The sequence below is a fragment of the Nonomuraea sp. B19D2 genome (genome assembly GCF_040137845.1).
Lineage (GTDB): Bacteria > Actinomycetota > Actinomycetes > Streptosporangiales > Streptosporangiaceae > Nonomuraea.
Genome location: NZ_JBEFAK010000005.1, coordinates 209,860 through 227,198, shown reverse-complemented (window position 1 = coordinate 227,198; position 17,339 = coordinate 209,860). Strand labels below are relative to the sequence as shown.

At 71.5% G+C, this 17,339-nt stretch carries 21 protein-coding genes; 10 read left to right on the top strand and 11 right to left on the bottom strand.

The features are described from left to right. Nucleotide 1: 1 nt before the first annotated feature. Nucleotides 2–841: an NTP transferase domain-containing protein gene (locus ABN273_RS12335; RefSeq protein WP_349448856.1), complete on the top strand. Its 840-nt coding sequence runs from the start codon at nt 2–4 to the stop codon at nt 839–841. 302 nt (nt 842–1,143) lie between these two features. Here ABN273_RS12335 and ABN273_RS12330 read toward each other — a convergent pair whose 3' ends face one another. Further along, the gene (locus ABN273_RS12330; protein ID WP_349448855.1) at nt 1,144–1,458 is read right to left on the bottom strand and encodes a DUF3099 domain-containing protein; all 315 of its coding nucleotides are present in this window, start codon (nt 1,456–1,458) and stop codon (nt 1,144–1,146) included. A gap of 98 nt (nt 1,459–1,556) precedes the next feature. Between ABN273_RS12330 and ABN273_RS12325 the strand changes: the two genes are divergently transcribed. Further along, nucleotides 1,557–1,769 (top strand): dodecin, encoded by a 213-nt coding sequence (locus tag ABN273_RS12325; RefSeq protein WP_349448854.1) that lies wholly within the window; start codon nt 1,557–1,559, stop codon nt 1,767–1,769. Nucleotides 1,770–1,908: 139 nt separating this feature from the next. Here the strand turns inward: ABN273_RS12325 and ABN273_RS12320 are convergent, their stop codons facing one another. From ABN273_RS12320 to ABN273_RS12310, 3 genes are all read right to left on the bottom strand, one after another. Beyond that, a complete protein-coding gene (locus ABN273_RS12320; RefSeq protein ID WP_349448853.1) occupies nt 1,909–2,031 on the bottom strand; it encodes a hypothetical protein in 123 nt (40 codons plus the stop codon). Nucleotides 2,032–2,110: 79 nt separating this feature from the next. Continuing rightward, complete coding sequence (locus ABN273_RS12315) at nt 2,111–3,481, bottom strand: metallopeptidase TldD-related protein (RefSeq protein ID WP_349448852.1); 1,371 nt, start codon at nt 3,479–3,481, stop codon at nt 2,111–2,113. Continuing rightward, nucleotides 3,478–4,971, bottom strand: a complete 1,494-nt coding sequence (locus ABN273_RS12310; protein ID WP_349448850.1) for a TldD/PmbA family protein — start codon at nt 4,969–4,971, stop codon at nt 3,478–3,480. Before ABN273_RS12310 ends, ABN273_RS12315 begins: the two co-directional genes overlap by 4 nt. 77 nt (nt 4,972–5,048) lie before the next feature. Between ABN273_RS12310 and fabG the strand changes: the two genes are divergently transcribed. Together fabG and fabI are read left to right on the top strand one after the other, a co-directional pair. Further along, nucleotides 5,049–5,744: a 3-oxoacyl-ACP reductase FabG gene (fabG, locus tag ABN273_RS12305; protein WP_349448849.1), complete on the top strand. Its 696-nt coding sequence runs from the start codon at nt 5,049–5,051 to the stop codon at nt 5,742–5,744. Nucleotide 5,745: 1 nt separating this feature from the next. Beyond that, nucleotides 5,746–6,510, top strand: coding sequence for an enoyl-ACP reductase FabI (fabI, locus tag ABN273_RS12300; protein WP_349448848.1), 765 nt, complete (start codon nt 5,746–5,748; stop codon nt 6,508–6,510). Between the two features lie 121 nt (nt 6,511–6,631). On the opposite strand, the gene ABN273_RS12295 is transcribed toward fabI, so the two are convergent. Together ABN273_RS12295 and ABN273_RS12290 are read right to left on the bottom strand one after the other, a co-directional pair. Further along, entirely contained in the window at nt 6,632–7,438 is an 807-nt protein-coding gene (locus tag ABN273_RS12295; protein ID WP_349448847.1) for a hypothetical protein, read from the bottom strand. Nucleotides 7,439–7,574: 136 nt separating this feature from the next. Further along, a complete protein-coding gene (locus ABN273_RS12290; RefSeq protein WP_349448846.1) occupies nt 7,575–8,522 on the bottom strand; it encodes an aldo/keto reductase in 948 nt (315 codons plus the stop codon). 147 nt (nt 8,523–8,669) lie between these two features. Between ABN273_RS12290 and ABN273_RS12285 the strand changes: the two genes are divergently transcribed. The 5 genes from ABN273_RS12285 to mshC are packed head-to-tail and all read left to right on the top strand — an operon-like array spanning nt 8,670 to nt 12,592. Then, nucleotides 8,670–9,356, top strand: a complete 687-nt coding sequence (locus ABN273_RS12285; protein ID WP_349448845.1) for an MSMEG_4193 family putative phosphomutase — start codon at nt 8,670–8,672, stop codon at nt 9,354–9,356. A gap of 9 nt (nt 9,357–9,365) precedes the next feature. Next, nucleotides 9,366–9,914 carry a DUF3090 domain-containing protein gene (locus tag ABN273_RS12280; protein ID WP_349448844.1) on the top strand — a complete coding sequence of 183 codons (549 nt, stop codon included), beginning with the start codon at nt 9,366–9,368 and terminating at the stop codon, nt 9,912–9,914. Further along, a complete protein-coding gene (locus tag ABN273_RS12275; RefSeq protein ID WP_349448843.1) occupies nt 9,911–10,678 on the top strand; it encodes an SCO1664 family protein in 768 nt (255 codons plus the stop codon). Before ABN273_RS12280 ends, ABN273_RS12275 begins: the two co-directional genes overlap by 4 nt. 32 nt (nt 10,679–10,710) lie before the next feature. Further along, a complete protein-coding gene (locus ABN273_RS12270) occupies nt 10,711–11,358 on the top strand; it encodes an NRDE family protein (protein WP_349448842.1) in 648 nt (215 codons plus the stop codon). 10 nt (nt 11,359–11,368) lie between these two features. After that, nucleotides 11,369–12,592 carry a cysteine--1-D-myo-inosityl 2-amino-2-deoxy-alpha-D-glucopyranoside ligase gene (mshC, locus tag ABN273_RS12265; protein ID WP_349448840.1) on the top strand — a complete coding sequence of 408 codons (1,224 nt, stop codon included), beginning with the start codon at nt 11,369–11,371 and terminating at the stop codon, nt 12,590–12,592. Between the two features lie 153 nt (nt 12,593–12,745). Here mshC and ABN273_RS12260 read toward each other — a convergent pair whose 3' ends face one another. Together ABN273_RS12260 and ABN273_RS12255 are read right to left on the bottom strand one after the other, a co-directional pair. Continuing rightward, entirely contained in the window at nt 12,746–13,495 is a 750-nt protein-coding gene (locus ABN273_RS12260; protein ID WP_349448839.1) for a sirohydrochlorin chelatase, read from the bottom strand. A 132-nt stretch (nt 13,496–13,627) separates the two neighbouring features. Next, complete coding sequence (locus tag ABN273_RS12255; protein WP_349448838.1) at nt 13,628–14,794, bottom strand: uroporphyrinogen-III synthase; 1,167 nt, start codon at nt 14,792–14,794, stop codon at nt 13,628–13,630. A gap of 199 nt (nt 14,795–14,993) precedes the next feature. Here ABN273_RS12255 and ABN273_RS12250 point away from each other — a divergent pair, with 199 nt between their 5' ends. Further along, entirely contained in the window at nt 14,994–15,506 is a 513-nt protein-coding gene (locus tag ABN273_RS12250; protein WP_349448837.1) for a peptide deformylase, read from the top strand. 1 nt (nt 15,507) lies between these two features. On the opposite strand, the gene ABN273_RS12245 is transcribed toward ABN273_RS12250, so the two are convergent. From ABN273_RS12245 to ABN273_RS12235, 3 genes are read right to left on the bottom strand one after another with little or no spacing between them, the layout of a single operon-like run. Continuing rightward, on the bottom strand, nt 15,508–15,756 hold the full coding sequence (locus tag ABN273_RS12245; RefSeq protein ID WP_349448836.1) for a WhiB family transcriptional regulator: 249 nt from the start codon (nt 15,754–15,756) through the stop codon (nt 15,508–15,510). 30 nt (nt 15,757–15,786) lie between these two features. Then, nucleotides 15,787–16,707: a glycosyltransferase gene (locus ABN273_RS12240; protein WP_349448835.1), complete on the bottom strand. Its 921-nt coding sequence runs from the start codon at nt 16,705–16,707 to the stop codon at nt 15,787–15,789. Then, the gene (locus ABN273_RS12235; protein WP_349448834.1) at nt 16,704–17,294 is read right to left on the bottom strand and encodes a D-glycero-alpha-D-manno-heptose-1,7-bisphosphate 7-phosphatase; all 591 of its coding nucleotides are present in this window, start codon (nt 17,292–17,294) and stop codon (nt 16,704–16,706) included. Before ABN273_RS12235 ends, ABN273_RS12240 begins: the two co-directional genes overlap by 4 nt. Between the last annotated feature and the right edge of the window lie 45 nt (nt 17,295–17,339).

Sequence of the window (17,339 nt, the reverse complement as noted above, 5' to 3'; positions counted from 1 at the left end):
CGTGGCGGCCTCGGTGCCCGGACCGGTGCCCTTCGACGCGGTGATCCTGGCCGGGGGAGAGGCGCGCCGGCTGGGCGGGGCCGACAAGCCCGGCCTCACGGTGGGCGGCAGGTCCCTGGTCGAGCATGTGGTGGCGGCCGTGTCCGGCGCGGGGAAGACCGTCGTGGTCGGCCCGGAACGCCCGATCCCCGGCGTGCTGTTCGCCAGGGAGGACCCGCCCAGGAGCGGCCCCGTTCCCGCCCTGGCCGCCGGGCTGGACGAGGTCACCGCGCCCTGGGTGGTGCTCCTCGCGGGCGACCTCCCGTTCATGACGGCCGCCCACGTGACGGCCCTGCTGGACGCCGCGGCACGGACGCCCGCGGCGGGCGCTCAGGCGCCCCGCGGGGTCGTGATGGTGGACGACGGCGGGCGCGAGCAGTGGCTGGCCGGGGCGTGGCCGGCGGCCCCGCTCAAGGCGGCCCTGGCCGCCTACCCGGGACGCTCGCTCAAGGGGCTGCTCGGCCCGCTGGCCGCCGTCCGGCTGGCGCTGCCCGGGAGGCCGTGGTTCGACTGCGACACAATGGACGACCTGGAGGAGGCTCGCATGAACGTGCTCAACGAATGGACCGTCCTGGTCTGCAAGGAGCTGGGCATCGACCCGGCTCGTGTGGACCGCGACCTGATTCTCGGCCTGACCAAGGAGGTCGCCCACGGCGTCGCCAGGCCGGCCGCGCCCCTGACGGCGTACCTGCTCGGCCTGGCTCAGGGCGCCGGCACCGCCCCCGACGACGCCGTGGCGAAACTGATCACATTGGCGAAGAACTGGGGACAGGCCACGGCCGAGACGCTGACAGACAGCTGAGACTCGAACGAACTCTTGAAGTCAAGATCGCTCCCACCTGAAGATTTCCTGTGAATAACGGGGCGGGTGGGGGCGAAAACGATTTCGGGAAAGCGGCCCTACCGACCGGTCCGGCGGTCGTCGCGCTGATCAATAGTCTGGAGAAAAGGCGACGCCGGGTGGTTACGGGGGCAAACCACCCGGCGTCGCGTCATCGGCGTTCCGACGGGGGCCCGGAACGCCGGCACCAGCACTCCGACGGGGGACCGGAGCGCTATGGCTAAAGCGTACACCTACAACCCATGGGATGCGTCAAGACTTAGTCACGACCCGATCTCGCGTCGATGCAGCGGTATCTCGGTTTGGTTAGCTTCGGGCGACTGAAAGGTAGGCGGAGGGGCACCCTTCCCCCTCTCATTGGCCCCGATTACGGCTATGTATGGCAAAAAGACGGCGCCGGCGATGAAGAGCAGCCGGTACGGCCACGGCACCGGCAGCACGACGGCCAGGATCAGGCAGATCGTCCGGATGCCCATCTTGATGAGGTAGCCGATCTCGCGCTTGCGGATGTCGGCCGTCAGGGACGGTTCGGCGTCCGTGACCTGGTGAACGACTGGTCTCCTACGCCATCCCTTCATGTCTTCCAAGGTAGACCCAGTGGGAGGAGGGTGCGAAAGCGCCCCGGCACGGGGAAGGGGTCATGCGATCATGGCCTTCGAGTAAGGAGGATGTGGAGATGACGGATCGTACGTACCGGGTCACCGAGATCGTGGGCACGTCCAAGGAGAGCGTCGACCAGGCCATCCGCAACGGCATCAAGCGAGCCTCGCAGACGCTGCGCCACCTCGACTGGTTCGAGGTGACGGAGATCCGCGGCTATCTCGACGCGGGGGAGGTCGCGCACTTCCAGGTCGGCATGAAGGTGGGCTTCCGCCTCGAAGACGCCTGAGCGGCCTCCTGAGGGCCGCTGAGGGCTTGCGGGACGGCTTCGGAGGACGTCGGCCGGGCGGGCGACGTCCTCGGCGCCTCGCCGCGCTGGACGGGCTCGGCCTCGATGGGGCGGGCGCGCCGGGCCCGGATGCCCGGCCTCAGCGCCCATGGATCGCGGCGCCCGGCCCGAGCGGCAGGTCGAAGGCGTAGAAGAGGCTCAGCACCGCCAGCCACGCCACGTTCGGCCGCATCCTCGACCGGCGCGGGTACAGCGTGCGCACGGTTCCCACCGACCCGGTGAGGCCGGCGACGTGGTCCTCGTGACGGGTCCCGGCGCCGGCCTCCAGACTGCTCCCCAGGTCAGCTGGCCTGGCTGACCGTGGACATGTTGAAGTCAGGCACCCGGACCGGCGGCATGACGGTGCGCTGGAAGTAGTCGTTCCACTCCCGCGGCAGCGTGCGCTCGGCCGCCCCCACCTCGGTGAGCCGCCCGAGCAGGTCCACCGGGCTCTCGTTGAAGCGGAAGTTGTTGACCTCGCCCACGACCTCACCGTGCTCCACCAGGTAGACCCCGTCGCGGGTCAGCCCGGTCACCAGCAGCGTCTGGGGGTCGACCTCGCGGATGTACCACAGACAGGTGACGAGCAGCCCGTGCTGCGTCGAGGCGATCATGTCCTCAAGCGACCCGCCGCCGCCGGGCGCCGACATGATCAGGTTGCCGATCCCCGGCGTGACCGCCAGCCCGCTCAGCTCCGCCGAGTAGCGGGTCTGCAGCAGCGACTCCAGCGTGCCGTCCTTGATCCAGTCGGTCGGCCCCAGCGGCAGCCCGTTGTCGAACACCGAGCTCTCCCTGCTGGAGGCGTGCGCCGTCACGAACGGCGAGCACGCGATGCCCGCCGCCCCCGGATCGCTGGACAGCGTGACCGGAAGCGTGCCCAGCCGTTCGCCCACACGGGTGCCCCCGCCGGGCTTGGAGAACACCGAACGCCCGTCGAGCGCGTCCCTCGCCCCGGCCGACCAGAACAGGTAGATCATCAGGTCGGCCACCGCGCTGGGCGGCAGCAGCGTCTCGTAGCGCCCCGCCGGCATGTCCACCCGGGTCTTGGCCCACTCCAGCCGCTGCGCCAGCGAGGAGCCGAGCGCCGCGACGTCGACGTCGGTGAAGTCCTGCGTGGACACGCCCGTCCACGCCGAGCGCTTCAGGTCGGCGGACTTGGCGTTGAGCTCCAGCCGACCGGTCGGCTGGTCGTGGCGCAGCCGCAGGCCCGTGGAGGTGCCGAGGAACGTCGAGGTCAGCGAGTGCTCCGCGAACCCGTACAGCTTCCTGCCGCCCGCCTCAGCCGCCGCGAACGCGTCGCCGAGCGCCGGCGCGAACGCCTCGAACACCCCGATGTCGGTCGGCTCGACAGAGGAGCCCCAGTGCGGCGACTCCGGCACGCCCTCGACGAGCGGGCGGGCGTCCTCGGCGGGCTGGGCGTCCCGCGCGGCCGCGTCGGCCGCCGCCACCACGTCCGCGAGCTGCTCATCGCGTACGACCGACCGCGACACGGCCCCGACGCTCTCGCCGGCGATCGAGATCACGGTCACCCGCGAGGAGCGGGCCACGCCGTTCGTGGTGAGCGTGTTGCCCGCGAAGCGCAGGTTGGCCGTGGAGCCCTCGTCCACGAGCACCACGCAGTCGTCGTTCGCCGAGAGCTCCAGGGCCTTCTCGACCATCTCCTGAGGCGTCACTTCCCGCCCTCCTGAACGGTGTTGAGGATCCGCACGCCCCTGAACAGCGCCGAGGGGCAGCCGTGGCTGACCGGCGCGACCTGGCCCGGCTGGCCCTTGCCGCAGTTGAACGCGCCGCCGAGCACGTATGTCTCAGGCCCGCCGACGGCCTCCATCGACCACCAGAAGTCCGTCGTGGTCGCCTGGTAGGCGAAGTCCCTGACCTGCCCGGCCAGCTTCCCGTGGGAGATCTTGTACGCCCGCTGCCCGGTGAACTGGAAGTTGTAGCGCTGCATGTCGATCGACCAGCTCTTGTCGCCGACGATGTAGATGCCCCGCTCCACGCCCGCGATCAGCTCGTCGGTCGAAGGGCCGCCCGGCGCCGGCGCCAGCGACACGTTGGCCATGCGCTGGATCGGCATGTGGCCGGGCGAGTCGGCGAACGCGCACCCGTTGGAGCGTCCGAGCCCCTTCATCAGCGCCATCCGGCGGTCGAGCTGGTAGCCGACCAGGATGCCGTCCCTGATGATGTCGAAGCTCTGCCCCTGCACGCCCTCGTCGTCGTAGCCGATCGTGGACAGGCCGTGCGTGACCGTCCTGTCGCCGGTCACGTTCATCAGCGGCGAGCCGTACACCAGCTCGCCGAGCTGGTCGAACGTGGCGAAGCTGGTGCCCGCGTACGCCGCCTCGTAGCCCAGCGCCCGGTCCAGCTCGGTGGCGTGGCCGATCGACTCGTGGATCGTCAGCCACAGGTTGGACGGGTCGACGACCAGGTCGTAGTCGCCCGCCTCGACCGAGGGCGCCGCGATCTTCTCCGCCAGCAGCTCGGGCAGCCTGGCCAGCTCGCCCTGCCAGTCCCAGCCCGTGCCCGTCAGGTATTCGTAGCCGCGCCCGACCGGCGGTGCGAGGGTCGACATGTCGTCGAAGCCGCTCTCGTGCGCCTTCATCGCGTTGAGCTTGGGATGCACCCGCACCCGCTGCTGCGTGGTCACCGTGCCGGCCGTGTCGGCGTAGAACTTCTGCTCCTTGACCTGCAGCAGCCGCGCCGACACGTGGTCGGCGCCCTTCATCAGCCCGGCCGACCAGTCGGCCAGCAGGCTCACCTTGTCGGCCGATGCCACGTCGAACGGGTCGACGTCGTACGACGACACCCACACCGCCTCGGCGTGCACCGGCTCGGGCGCCAGCTCGATGGGCTCCCTGTTGATCGGGGCGCTCACCTCGGCCACCCGCACCGCCTGCTCGGCGACCGCCGCGGCCGCCTCCGGCGTCAGATGGATGCCCGCGGCGAACCCCCACGTGCCCCCCTTGACGACGCGCACGGCGTAGCCCAGGTCGTCGGCGTCCATGGCGCCTTCGAGCCGGGCGTCATAGAGGCTGAGCGACTCGGCTCTGACGCGTTCCAACCGGAAGTCGGCGTGCTCGGCGCCGAGGCCACGAGCGCGTTGCATGGCGGCGTCCGCGAGCTGCCGCAGTGGCAGCTCCAGGAAGTCGGGATCGATCTGGCGCATGTCCACGATCCTATCCCTGTGATCTTGTCTGACCCGGACAACCGGATACCCGCCGGTAGGAGATACCGTCAGATGCCATGGCACGCTCTGTACTCGTCACCGGGGGCAATCGCGGCATAGGCCTCGCGATCGCCCGTGAACTCGCCGCGGCCGGCGACGCCGTCGCGGTCACCTACCGATCAGGGGAGCCGCCGGAGGGCCTGTTCGGCGTGCGCTGCGACGTCACCAGCATGGCTGACGTCGAGGCCGCGTTCGACAAGGTCGAGGCGGAGCAGGGCCCGGTCGAGGTCCTGGTCTCCAACGCGGGCATCACCCAAGACACGCTGCTGGCGATGATGAAGGAGGACGCCTTCACCAATGTCATCGACGCCAACCTGACCGGCGCGTACCGCGTCGCCAAGCGGGCCATCCGCCCGATGATGAAGCTCAAGCGCGGCCGGATCATCCTCATCTCCTCCGTGGTCGGCCTGTCCGGCCAGGCCGGACAGGCCAACTACGCCGCCTCCAAGGCCGGGCTGGTCGGCTTCGCCCGCTCCCTGGCCCGCGAGTACGGCTCGCGCAACATCACGGTGAACGTGGTCTCGCCCGGCTTCGTCAAGACCGACATGACGGCCGACCTCGACCACGAGGCGATCGTCTCCCAGATCCCCCTCGGGCGGCAGGCGGCGCCCGCGGAGGTGGCACGCGTCGTACGCTTCCTGGCCGGCGACGACGCCTCTTACATCACCGGGGCCGTGATCCCGGTCGACGGCGGACTCGGAATGGGGCACTGACATGGGCATTCTCGAAGGCAAGCGGATCCTCGTGACCGGCGTGCTCACCGACTCCTCGATCGCGTTCGCGGTGGCCAAGCTGGCCCAGCAGGAGGGCGCCACGGTGGTGCTCACCGGGTTCGGCCGCCTGAGCCTGGTGGAGCGCATCGCCAAGCGCCTGCCCAGCCCGGCGCCGGTGCTGGAGCTCGACGTCCAGAACACCGAGCACCTCGACACGCTCGCGGCGCGGGTGGGCGAGCACGTGGACGGCCTCGACGGGGTGGTCCACTCGATCGGCTTCGCCCCGCAGACGGCGCTCGGCGGCAACTTCCTCAACACCACGTGGGAGGACGTCGCCACAGCCCTGCATGTGTCCACCTACTCGTTCAAGTCGCTGGCGGTGGCCTGCCTGCCCCTGATGAAGGAGGGCGGGGCGGTCGTCGGCCTCGACTTCGACGCCTCCAAGGCGTGGCCGGTCTACGACTGGATGGGCGTGGCCAAGGCGGGGCTGGAGTCGTGCAACCGCTACCTCGCCCGTGACCTGGCCAAGCACAACATCCGCGTCAACCTGGTGGCGGCCGGCCCGCTGCGCACGATGGCGGCCAAGTCGATCCCGGGCTTCAAGGAGTTCGAGGACAGCTGGCCGGAGAAGGCCCCGCTGGGCTGGGACCTGGCGGACACGACCCCGACGGCCAAGGCCTGCCTGGCCCTCCTGTCCGACTGGTTCCCGGCCACGACCGGCGAAATCGTCCACGTGGACGGCGGCGTCCACGCCGTCGGCACCTGACGGCGGCCCCCCGGGGCGCCCGCACCCAGGTCTCCCTCGGCGCGCCGCGTCCGTGGGACGTGGCGCGGCGGTGCCCGGCGCAACGCCCACGGCGCTCAGCTGGGTGACGCGGCGCCCGGGTTCAGGCCACGCGGTGGCGGCCGTTGCTGGCGCGGCCCGGTTCGAAGGGGATCGATTCCGTCGGCTCCGTGCGGTGCCGCCGTTGCTGGACGATCCGCGTGGCCAGCACCGCCGAGGCCAGCAGCGCGATCGTCAGCACCGTCCCCAGCACGTCCGAGGCAGGCGGGCTGGGCCGCACCACCCGCTGGTCCTGCATCGGCACGGTCAGCTCATGAGCGAACGGATTGGGCCACAGCAGATCCACCCGGGGCTCGTCCGTGTCCACCGTCTTCTCCTCGGAGACCGGTCGCCCCGTGTCCATGAGCTCCGGCCGCTGGTCCGGCGGTGTGGGCGGCGCCGTGGGCAGGGACTCCACGCCCCACTCCCGGGGCCGCGACGTACGGCCGGTGGAAGGCGAGGGCGTGGGCGAGAGCCGCTCCACCGTCCCCTGGTCCTGGCACGCCAGCACCGGCAGGCACATGCCGTCCAGCGCGCTGTCGAGCCCCGTGGGGGAGGGCGAGGGAGTGTGCGAGGACCTGGTGCTCGGTGAGGACTTGGTGGTCGGCACCGCTTCCCCGACGCGGCCGAGCACCTCGCCGGTGGTCTTGTCGACGCCGTCCGTGACCTTGTCGGTCGTCCCCCCCGACAGGGTGTCGACCGTGTTGGTGATCCCGTTCACCACGTCGCACAGCGTGTTGGTCACCCCGGAGAGCAGGCCCCCGTCGCGCGTGCAGTCCTGAGGCGCGGCTGACGCGGCAGGCGCCGCCACTGGGACGGCCGCCAGCGCCACCGCGAGGACTCCAGCCGAGATCGCGGTCCTGCTCCCCATCCATCCCCTCCTGCGTCGCTTCCAGGGGAAATCTTTATGGACATCGCACATGGGACGCAGGCGTTTGCCGGGTAAAGTTGCGATTCGGTATCGACTAGTGATACGCGAGAGAGCCTCTCGTTCCAGGGGCGAGCGGTCAGTCGAGTGACGACACGTCATCGAGGGCCTCGCGGATCTCTATGGGCAGCACCACGTCCTCGGCCGGCAAGGCCCCCGTGAGCTGCGCGTGTGTACGGGCCCCGACGATGGCCGAGGCTACCCCCGGCTGGTCGCGTACCCAGGACAGGGCGACCGCCAGCGGCGACACGCCGAGCCCGTCGGCGGCGGTCATGACCGACTCGACGACCCGGCGGCTGCGCTCGTCCAGGTAAGGCCGGACGAAGTCGGCGAAGTGCGGGGTCGCGGCCCGGGAGTCCGCGGGGACGCCGGTGCGGTACTTCCCGGTGAGCACCCCGCGGCCCAGTGGCGACCAGGCCAGCACGCCCACGCCCAGGTGGGCGGCGGCGGGCAGCAGCTCGCGCTCGGGCTCGCGGGCCAGCAGCGAGTATTCGACCTGCGCGGAGGTGATCGGGATGCGGCCGGGGACGGTCCGCTGGGTGACCGCGGCCGCGGCCAGCTGCCAGCCGGTGTAGTCGCACACGCCGGCGTAGACGGCGCGGCCGGAGGAGACGATCGCGTCGAGCGCGGCCAGGGTCTCATCCAGGGGAACCTCGGCGTCGTACGTGTGCAGCTGCCACAGGTCGACGTAGTCGAGCCCGAGTCGGTTGAGCGACTCGTCGACCGCGGCGATCAGGTGGCGCCTGGAGGCGTCGCGCGGCCGGCGGCCCGACGGCGTCACCACGGCCTTGGTGGAGATGACCAGCTCCGAGCGCGGCACGGAGTCGCGCAGCATCCGCCCCAGCAGCCGCTCGGCGTCGCCGCCGGTGTAGACGTCGGCCGTGTCGACGAGGTTGCCCCCGGCCTCCAGGAACGTGCGGAGCTGGGCGGTCGCCTCATCCGCGTCGGTGTCACGCCCCCAGGTCATCGTGCCGAGCCCCAGCCGGGACACCGACAGCCCGCTGTGGCCGACATAGCGCTGCTCCATGATCCCGCCAGGGTACCAACAAGAAACCTGCTCAGCGGGCTTCCGCTCCGCTGTCGTTCGTGGTCAGCGAGGGGGCGGCAGCCCGTCTCGGTCATTGGCCGTCCAGCTGGATGAAACGTTGTGATAGCCGCCTGCCACACTTACCGGATGACCACGCTGCTTCTGGCCCGGCACGGGCTGACGGACCTCACCGGCCCGGTGCTGGCCGGGCGAACCCCGGGAGTGCATCTGAGCGAGGCCGGCCGGGCGCAGGCGGCGGCGCTGGCCGCCCGCGTCGCGGGCGTCAGGCTCGACGCCATCGTCTCCAGCCCGCTCGAACGCTGCCAGGAAACGGCCCAGGCCGTGGCCGAGGGGCGCGAGCTGGACGTGCAGACCGACGACCGGTTCATCGAGTGCGGGTACGGCGGCTGGACCGGGCGCCCGCTGAAGGAACTCGCCAAGGAGCCGTTGTGGCAGGTGGTGCAGGCGCACCCCAGCGCGGCGACATTTCCGGAAGGGGAGTCGCTGGCCGGAATGCAACATCGGGCCGTCTCGGCGATCAGGGAGTGGAATCAACGCCTCGGGGAGAAGGCTGTCTACCTGGTTTGCAGCCACGGCGACGTGATCAAGGCGATCGTCGCGGACGCTCTGGGGCTCCATCTCGATCACTTTCAGCGGATAACAGCTGATCCGGCGGCCCTCACCGTCGTTCGCTATGCCCCCCTGCGCCCCTTTGTTCTCAGGCTTAACGATATGGGGGAATTGAGGCTTCCCGAGGATTCGGAGGAGAAAGACGGGGGAGAAAACATCACCGGGAGCGATGCCGCCGTCGGTGGCGGACCCGGAACCACGTAAGGTCAGCGTATGCCGGTCTTCGACTACGACCCACCAGAGAGGTTCGTCGCCGGTGCCTTGGGGCAGCCGGGCGCGCGGGCCTTTTTTCTGCAGGCCAGGGCCGAGGGCAGACTGACCACGGTGGCGCTGGAGAAACTGCAGGTCGCCGCACTCGCGGGCAGGCTGGACGAGCTGCTCGACGAGGTGCTGCGGCTCAGCGGAGGCACCGCGCACGTCCCCGCGCTGGCCCCCGCCGACCTGACCGACGACGCGCCTCTCGAGACCCCGGTCGCGGAGGACTTCCGCGTGGGCACGATGGCGCTGGCCTGGGACTCGGAGAAGTCCCAGGTGGTGATAGAGGCGCAGGAGGTCGTCGACGAGGACGACGTCGACGGCCCCGACCCGGCGGTGCTGCGCGTGCGCATCAGCCCGGGCACCGCTCGCGCCTTCACCCAGCGGGCACTCAAGATCGTCGCGGCGGGCCGACCGCCGTGCCCTCTGTGCGGACAGCCACTCGACGCCACCGGGCACGTCTGCGTGCGTCTCAACGGATACCGCGGGGGTGAGGCGGCTTCATGACCGCTCCTGAGAGCGAACCGGCCATCAAGCCGTCCCGACAACAGCCGTCCATAAAAGACGATGAGGCTCTCGCGCTGCTCCGCGACGGCCGCCTGGAGGTGGCAGGACGGCTCGTCGAGGCCACCAACATGACGCTGTACTGCTCGGTCAAGCTGGGCTCCCGCTCGGCCGCGTGCGTCTACAAGCCGGTACGCGGTGAGCGCCCGCTGTGGGACTTCCCCGACGGCACCCTCGCCGCCCGTGAGGTGGCCGCGTTCGAGGTGTCGCAGGCCACCGGCTGGAACATCGTGCCGCCCACGGTCTACCGCGAGGGCCCCTTCGGTCCCGGCATGGTCCAGCTCTGGATCGACACCGAGCGGGAGATCGACCTCACGCGGCTGGTCAAGAGCCGCAACCCGCTGGTGCGCCGGATGGCGGTGTTCGACGCGGTGGTCAACAACGCCGACCGCAAGGGCGGGCACCTGCTGCCCCTGCCCACGGGGCACGTCTACGGGGTCGATCACGGGGTCTGCTTCTCCGTCGAGGACAAACTCCGCACCGTGCTCTGGCAATGGCGCGGCAAGCCACTCGCGCGTGAGGCGGTGGCCGTGCTGGCCAAGCTCGAACGCGACATCGAGTCGGGCTCGCTCGGGCGCAGGCTGCGCGAACTCCTGACGCTGGAGGAGGTGGAGGCCACCTGGCAGCGGGTCCGCCGGCTGCTCGACACGGGTGTCCACCCGTACCCGTCGGAAGGATGGCCCGCCATCCCCTGGCCCCCGATCTAAGCGATCATTGCCCGTTTATTACCCTTTGCGCCATGTGCACGCTGATCGTGAGAACCGGGCGGCCGCTGACCCTCATGGGCGTGCGGGACGAGTACACCGATCGCCCATGGGAGGGACCGGGGGAGCACTGGGCGGAATATCCGGGCGTGATCGGCGGGCGCGACCTCAAGGCCGGCGGCACGTGGCTGGCCGTCAACCCCTCGGCTCGCCGCGCCGCCGCACTGCTCAACGGGTGCGGCAAGCAGGCCGAGGAGACGACCAGGATCTCCCGGGGAGACCTGGCGCTGCGGGCCGCGTACACCGGACAGGCGCCCGGCGGCGACCTCACCCGCTACGACCCGTTCCACCTGGTGCTCGCCGAACTGGCGCACGTCCGCCTGTTCAGCTGGGACGGCGACCGGCTGACCGTCACCGGCTTGCCCGAGGGCACCAGCATGGTCGTGAACACGGGGCTCGACGCGGCGGACGAGCGGGTGGCCGCGTACCTGCCCAGGTTCGAGAGCGAGCCGTGGGGCGAGCTGATCAAGGCGGAGCCGTCCGCCGACCCGGCCGCGCTCATCGTCCGGCACGAGCTGCCCGACGGCCGGATCTTCGCCTCCCTGTCGGTGATGGAGGTCACACTCGCGCCGGACGCGGTGACGTACGACTTCGCCGACCTGACCGCTGATCGGGACGGATAGGCTCAAACACATGAGATCGTGGGCTGCCCAGAACGTTCCAAAGCTCCCAGGTGAGAGCATTCCGCTGAGTCTCTACGACACGTCGGCCAGGCAGGTGAGGCAGACCGATCCGGGGCCGACCGCCAGGATCTACGTCTGCGGCATCACCCCCTACGACGCCACCCACCTCGGCCACGCCAACACCTACCACGCCTTCGATCTCGTCGGGCGGATGTGGCGCGACGCCGGTCACGAGGTCCACTACACGCAGAACGCCACCGACGTGGACGACCCGCTGCTGGAGCGGGCCGCGCAGACCGGCATCGACTGGCGCGACCTCGCCGAGCGGGAGATCGAGCTGTTCCGCGGCGACATGGAGGCGCTGCGGATCCTGCCGCCCCGCGAGTACGTCGGCGTCACCGAGGTCGTCGGCCGGGTCGCCGACCTGATCGCCAAGCTGTCGGCCAAGGGCGTCACGTACGTCCTCGACGGCGACGTCTACTTCAGCGTGTCCGACGCGCCCAAGTTCGGCCAGGTGTCCGGCTACGACGAGACCGAGATGACGGTCCTGTTCGCCGAGCGCGGAGGCGACCCCGGCAGGGCGGGCAAGCGGCACCCGCTCGACTGGCTGCTGTGGCGGGCCGAGCGGCCCGGCGAGCCGGTCTGGGAATCCCGCCTGGGCAGGGGCCGCCCCGGCTGGCACATCGAGTGCACCGCGATCGCCGTCGACAGCCTGGGCTCCGGCTTCGACGTGGCGGGCGGCGGCTCCGACCTGATCTTCCCGCACCACGAGTGCGGCGCCTCCGAGGGCCACGCGCTCACGGGCGAATGGCCGTTCGCCAAGTTCTACACGCACGCGGGCATGGTGGCGCTCGACGGCGACAAGATGTCCAAGTCCAAGGGCAACCTGGTGTTCGTGTCCAAGCTCCGGCTGGCGCACGACCCGATGGCGGTCCGGCTCGTGCTGCTGGCCCACCACTACCGCGCGGACTGGGAGTACGTCCCGTCGCTGATCGCCGACGCCGAGCGCCGGCTGGCGACGTGGCGCTCGGCGGTCACGCTGTCCTCGGGGCCGCGCGCCGACGACCTGCTGGCAACGGTGCGTGCCCGGCTGGCCGACGACCTCGACTCGCCGGGCGCCCTGGCCGCCGTGGACGCCTGGGCGGCCGAGGCCCTCACCGCCGGCGGCCCCGACCCCGACGCCCCCCGGCTGGTCCGCGACCTCGCGGACGCCCTCCTGGGCGTCGCGCTGTGACGGTCGTCCTGCGTGGGGTCGCGCTCTGACGGTGCTTTGGGGGTGGCGCGCCGGAAAGGGACGCGCTGGCCCCCACCCCGCACCTCGCCGGCGCCGGGTCGGCGGGAAGGCGTGCGGTGGAGCGCGGCGCGACGCGCCCGAGGGCAGCGGCGACTAGAGGGACGCCTGGTGCAGGCCGGGCGCGTCCCTGCGAGCCCGGCGGCCGGCGAGGGCCTCGTCGTAGCGGTGCCAGATCAGCGCCGCCACGTCCGGGTCCGCGCCCAGCGGGTCGCTCGCCAGCCCGGCCCCCGCCGCCCCCAGCCGGTCGTGGAAGAAGCCGGGCGCGAGGACGTACGAGGCGATGGCCACGCGGGCGGCCGGCGTGGAGCCGAGCCGTTCCATGGCCTCCTCGAGCGACGGCGACCCGGCCGAGGCGAAGGCCGCCGTGACCGGGCGCGCAAGGCGTACGGCGAGCTGGTGGGCGGCGGCGCGGACGTCGGCCAGGGCGGACGGGTCGGAGGAGCCGGCGGCGCCCAGGATCACGGCGTCCGTGGCGCGCAGGCCGGCCCTGGCCAGCTTGCGGGCCAGCGCCGACGTCAGCAGCCGGTGCGGCCCCAGCCAGTGGGCCACCACGGCGTCGGGACGGCACGCGGCGATGACTTCGGGCAGGTCGATGTGGGCGTGGTAGCCGCCCGCGAGCAGCAGCGGCACCACGACCACCGGGCCGGGGACCGCAGGCAGCACGTCGGACAGCAGGGGCGAGCTGATCTCGAGGTAGCTCAGCTCGACGCGCTGCCCGGGACGGGCTCTGCGGACCGTCTCCGCCAGGGCCGACAGGGTCTGCTCCCCGGCCGCGCTGCGCGTGCCGTGCGCGGCCAGGACGAGTGCGGGCCGGACAGATCCGGCGGGCGAGCGGTGAGTCACAGGCCCTCCTTCGTCGGTCCTGTGACCAAGGTGCTGTGCTTATTGGTTCCCTCGCTCCGCTCGGTCACAGGCCCTCCTTCGTCGGTCCTGTGACCAAGGTGCTGTGCTTATTGGTTCCCTCGCTCCGCTCGGTCACAGGCCCGCCTCGTACAGGCAGGCGAGGCGGTAGCCGCGCTTGACCACCGTCTCCACGATCCCGCTCGGCCCGAGCGCGCGCCGCAGCCGCGTGATCGCCATCTCCACCGCGTGCTCGGCCGACTCGCGGGCGACGCTGCCCGGCAGCACGGTACGCAGCTCGGCGCGGGACACCACGTAGCCCGGCTTGTCCGCCAGGCGCTTGAGCACCGCCATCGGGGCCGGGGGCAGCGGGCGCAGCTCCCCGTTCACCACCACGGCGTGACCGCGGATCTCCAGCCGGTGGTCGCCGGCCACGAGCCGGGTGACGCCGTGTTCGGGCAGGTGCCGGGCCAGCGCGCGGGCCAGCGCGCCGAGGCGCGAGCGCTCCGGCTGCAGGGTCGGCACGCCGCGCGAGGTCAGCGGCTCCGCCGTGACAGGCCCCACGCAGGCAGCCACGACCTTCCCGCTGAACGCCGCCAGCAGCGTCTCCTCCAGCCCCTCGGCGCGAGCCGCCCCCAGCATGGCGTGGACGGCGGGCGCGCTGGTGAAGGCGACCGCGTCCACCGAGCCGGAGATGGTCTGGCTGATCAGGCGGCGCAGCGGCGAGATGTCGCGGTACGGCAGCCACCGGTAGACCGGGATCTCGATCACTTCGGCCCCCGCCTGGCGCAGGTCGGTCACGAAGTCGCTGAGCGGCTCCCCGTGCTGCTGCACCGCGATGCGCCGCCCGCGCAGGTCCTGGGCGAGGAGGTACTGCTTGACCTCCTCGCACGACTCCGTGGCGGGCGTCCAGTGGTCGTTCAGCCCGGCGGCGCGCACCGCCCCCCTGGCCTTGGGGCCGCGGGTCAGCAGCCGCGATTGGGCCAGGTGCTCGCCCAGGTCGGCCGACAGCCCCCAGCCCTCCGCGGCGGCCATCCAGCCGCGGAACCCGACGCCGGTGGTGACCACCACGTCATCGAGCGGCCCTGCCAGGCTCTCCCGGGTCGCGGCGAGCAGGTCGGCGTCCTCGGCCAGGGGGACCAGCCGGATCGCGGGGGCGCTGACCACGCGAGCGCCGCGCCGCTCAAGCAGCGCGCCGAACTCCTCGCGGCGCCTCGTCGCGGTCACTCCGACCGTGAAGCCCGCCAGGGCATCGGGCGCCGTCTCCGGGGAAGAGCCGCCCTCAAGGGCAAGCACACTCATGCCGGCACCTCCAGGTAGTCGGTGATGCCTGGCCGGGCCCCGAGCACCCGGCCAGGCATCACAGGCACGTGTGACGCAAGTGAGATCACCCTCCGATACTGCTTCGGGGTGGTTTCGCCCACGGGTCTCTTCTGTTACCGCTGTGCTACATGGCAGAGGCTTGGGGATTGGCGAGGGGCGGTCGCGGGAAACGTTCACCGTGACGACGCCGCCTATCGGGGAGTTGCGGGTGACGGTCCGGCCTATTCGCATGTTCGATGATCCGGTGCTCCGCTCGGTCGCGGCACCGGTCCATGACTTCGACCGCGAGCTGCGGCTGCTGGTGAAATCGCTGACCGCCACCATGCGCGCGGGCGCGGGCCGGGCGGGCCTGGCGGCGCCGCAGATCGGGGAGCCGGTACGGGTGGTGGTCTACTCGTACGACGGCAAGTCCGGCCATCTGGTCAATCCCCGACTGGAGCTGTCGGAGCGGCGGGTCACCGCCGACGAGGCGTGCCTGTCGGCGCCGGGGGTGTGGTGGCCACTGGAGCGTTCCTACTCGGTCACGGCACGTGGCCGCGACATGTTCGGCAAGCCCGTGACGGTGCGCGCCCTGGGGGTGCTGGCCCGGGTGCTGCAGCACGAGATCGACCATCTCGACGGCGTGCTGTTCAGCGACCGCCTCGAGGCGGCCGAGCGCGAACGCTTCCTCGCCGAGGCCCTGCCGACCTGAGTCACCTGTGGTGCGCCGGCGTCAGGCTCAGCTCTCTGCGCTGGGCGGGGTCGGTGCCGCCCCACACGCCGTACGCCTGCCTGGTGGCCAGCGCGTACTCCAGGCACGGCTCGCGTACGGGGCAGCCGGCGCACACATGTTTGGCCTGCTCGACCTGGGACTGGCTCGGCCCTTCCACGGAGATCGGGAAGAACAATTCCGGGTCCAAGTCGAGGCAGGCGGCCCTGCGAGTCCAGTCGAGCATCATCATGACCTTGGCGCCTACCCGCCCGATCAGCTCTCATACCTCGGCCAGGAGCCGATCCCAGTCCGACAGGAACCTGCCGAGCCCGTAGCGGGCCAGCGCCGCCGCCCGCGCGGCCTTGCCCGCCTGCGCGGCGCGCTCCGGGTCCGCCACGAACGCGTGCAGCGCGTCGGCCAGCACGTTCACCTTCGTGGACAGCACGCCGGCCTCCTGCGGCACGGCCTCGATCGCCTCGGTCGCGGCCAGCGCGACCACCGGCAGGCCCAGGGTCATGGCCTCGATGAGGGCGAGCCCCAGCGAGGTCCACCGGTAGGGGTGCAGGTAGACCCGGCGCCGGGCCAGCTCGGCGTGCATGACGTGCTGCGGCAGGTCCTCATGGGTGCCGTACGGCAGCCCGTCCACCTTCATCCCGAACACGTCCAGCGGCACCCGCTCGGCGAAGCGCGGCAGCAGATCGGTCCCGGCGACCCTGGTGCGGCGTACCGGCTCGTTGACCACCACGCCCGCCCTGGGCAGCTCGCCCGTGTACAGGTGGCCGGGGTCGGGGACGCCGTGCTCGACGACGCGGGTGCGCGCCCGGCCGTTGTCCCAGTACAGCTCGTTGAAGTGGGTGACGTGCACCAGCGTGATGTCGTTCTGATCGGCCAACGGGTGCCGGGTGCGCGGCACGTCGCCCGCCGGGGTGTTGTGCTCCACGTACACACCGGGCACATCGCGGCCGAGCCATTGGCGGGCCAGATCGGGCTCGTGCGGACGCTGGTAGACGGCCACGTCTATGGGCTCGTGGCGGAGCCGGTCGAAGGGCACCTCGCGGGCGGTGCCGGGCCAGTCGAACGTCTGGGCTCGTCCGCGGCCGTCGGGACCACGGCCGGGGACGAGCGGAAGGACATATTCGTGTCCGCCCCTGATGAAGGCGCTGGTCCACGAGCCGTGTACGTGCCAGATGAGGATCCTCACCAGCGGCTCCAGCCCAGAGCCCGGGCCCACGGGGCCGAGGCGGCCGGCACGGGGCCCTCCGCGTCGCTCAGCACGCGGTCCACGACGTCGGTCAGGTCGTCCGCGACCTCGGCGGCCTGATCGATCTCCTCGCGCCGCGTCTGCTGGGTCGGCACCAGGATGCCCCTGGCTCCGGCGGCCCTGGCCGCCTCCATGTCCCTGCCGATGTCGCCCACGACCACGCAGTCGCGGGGGCTGACGTCCAGGATGGCAGCGGCCCTGATCACCAGCCCGGGCGCGGGTTTGCGGCAGGTGCAGCCGTCGGCGTCGTCGTGCACGCAGATCGCCCACGCGTCGAACGGGCCGAGCAGCTCCTCCACCTTGGCGTTCACCTGGTCCATCTGGTCCGCCGACAGCAGGCCCTTGGCCACGCCCGACTGGTTGGTGACCACGGCCACCGGCACGTCGGCGCGTCTGAGCCTGGCCACCGCCTCCATCGCGCCCGGCATGGGCTCGACGAGGTCCGGGTCGCCGTTGTACGGCACGTCCCTGATCAAGGTTCCGTCCCGGTCGAAGAGCACGGCGCCGGGACGTCGCTTTTCGAACACCTTTCACCTCCGTCGCGTGTCCGCCAGCTACCCGGGGCCTGCCCC

What these genes read in the sequence shown, in the direction of transcription:
- ABN273_RS12330 (WP_349448855.1), bottom strand. Translation starts at nt 1,458, where the DNA reads ATGAAGGGATGGCGTAGGAGACCAGTCGTTCACCAGGTCACGGACGCC.
- ABN273_RS12325 (WP_349448854.1), top strand. Translation starts at nt 1,557, where the DNA reads ATGACGGATCGTACGTACCGGGTCACCGAGATCGTGGGCACGTCCAAG.
- ABN273_RS12310 (WP_349448850.1), bottom strand. Translation starts at nt 4,971, where the DNA reads ATGCGCCAGATCGATCCCGACTTCCTGGAGCTGCCACTGCGGCAGCTC.
- fabG (WP_349448849.1), top strand. Translation starts at nt 5,049, where the DNA reads ATGGCACGCTCTGTACTCGTCACCGGGGGCAATCGCGGCATAGGCCTC.
- fabI (WP_349448848.1), top strand. Translation starts at nt 5,746, where the DNA reads ATGGGCATTCTCGAAGGCAAGCGGATCCTCGTGACCGGCGTGCTCACC.
- ABN273_RS12295 (WP_349448847.1), bottom strand. Translation starts at nt 7,438, where the DNA reads ATGGGGAGCAGGACCGCGATCTCGGCTGGAGTCCTCGCGGTGGCGCTG.
- ABN273_RS12290 (WP_349448846.1), bottom strand. Translation starts at nt 8,522, where the DNA reads ATGGAGCAGCGCTATGTCGGCCACAGCGGGCTGTCGGTGTCCCGGCTG.
- ABN273_RS12285 (WP_349448845.1), top strand. Translation starts at nt 8,670, where the DNA reads ATGACCACGCTGCTTCTGGCCCGGCACGGGCTGACGGACCTCACCGGC.
- ABN273_RS12280 (WP_349448844.1), top strand. Translation starts at nt 9,366, where the DNA reads ATGCCGGTCTTCGACTACGACCCACCAGAGAGGTTCGTCGCCGGTGCC.
- ABN273_RS12275 (WP_349448843.1), top strand. Translation starts at nt 9,911, where the DNA reads ATGACCGCTCCTGAGAGCGAACCGGCCATCAAGCCGTCCCGACAACAG.
- ABN273_RS12270 (WP_349448842.1), top strand. Translation starts at nt 10,711, where the DNA reads ATGTGCACGCTGATCGTGAGAACCGGGCGGCCGCTGACCCTCATGGGC.
- mshC (WP_349448840.1), top strand. Translation starts at nt 11,369, where the DNA reads ATGAGATCGTGGGCTGCCCAGAACGTTCCAAAGCTCCCAGGTGAGAGC.
- ABN273_RS12255 (WP_349448838.1), bottom strand. Translation starts at nt 14,794, where the DNA reads ATGAGTGTGCTTGCCCTTGAGGGCGGCTCTTCCCCGGAGACGGCGCCC.
- ABN273_RS12245 (WP_349448836.1), bottom strand. Translation starts at nt 15,756, where the DNA reads ATGATGATGCTCGACTGGACTCGCAGGGCCGCCTGCCTCGACTTGGAC.